Source organism: Streptomyces sp. NRRL B-24572 (assembly GCF_002156145.1).
Taxonomy (GTDB): Bacteria; Actinomycetota; Actinomycetes; order Streptomycetales; family Streptomycetaceae; genus Streptomyces; species Streptomyces vietnamensis.
The window spans coordinates 423-828 of the sequence record NZ_MWIG01000939.1 but is presented as its reverse complement, the minus strand read 5'-3'; the positions used below and the strand labels follow the sequence as shown (position 1 = coordinate 828).

Below are 406 nucleotides of genomic sequence, written 5' to 3'. Positions count from 1 at the left end.
CGGCGGCGGCCATGTCGGCGAGGAGGAAGCCGAGGCCCTGGTGGTCGACGATCCTGCGGCCGAAGGTGGTGCGCTCGTTGGCGTACACGACGGCGGCGTCGAGCGCGGCCTGGGCGAGGCCCGTCGCGCAGGCGGCGATGCCGAGGCGGCCGCTGTCGAGGGCGCTGAAGGCGATCTGGAGGCCCTGGCCCTCGTCCCCGATGCGCCGGTCCTCCTCGATGAGGGCGCCGTCCCAGTACGCGGCCGTCGTCGGGACGGCCTGGAGGCCCATCTTGCGCTCGGGCGCGCCGAACGAAAGCCCCTCGGTGGCGCCGGGGGCGAGGAAGCAGGAGATGCCGTGGCCGCCGGGGGCGGTGCGGGCGAAGAGGGCGTAGAAGTCGGCCTTGCCGCCGTGGGTGATCCAGGC

General features: G+C 75.1%; 1 protein-coding gene. It reads right to left on the bottom strand.

All coding sequences use genetic code 11. The features are described 5' to 3' along the window. Positions 1 to 406, bottom strand: a 406-nt coding sequence (locus CCN56_RS45300; RefSeq protein ID WP_256962399.1) for an acyl-CoA dehydrogenase family protein, incomplete at both ends; no start/stop codon positions are given.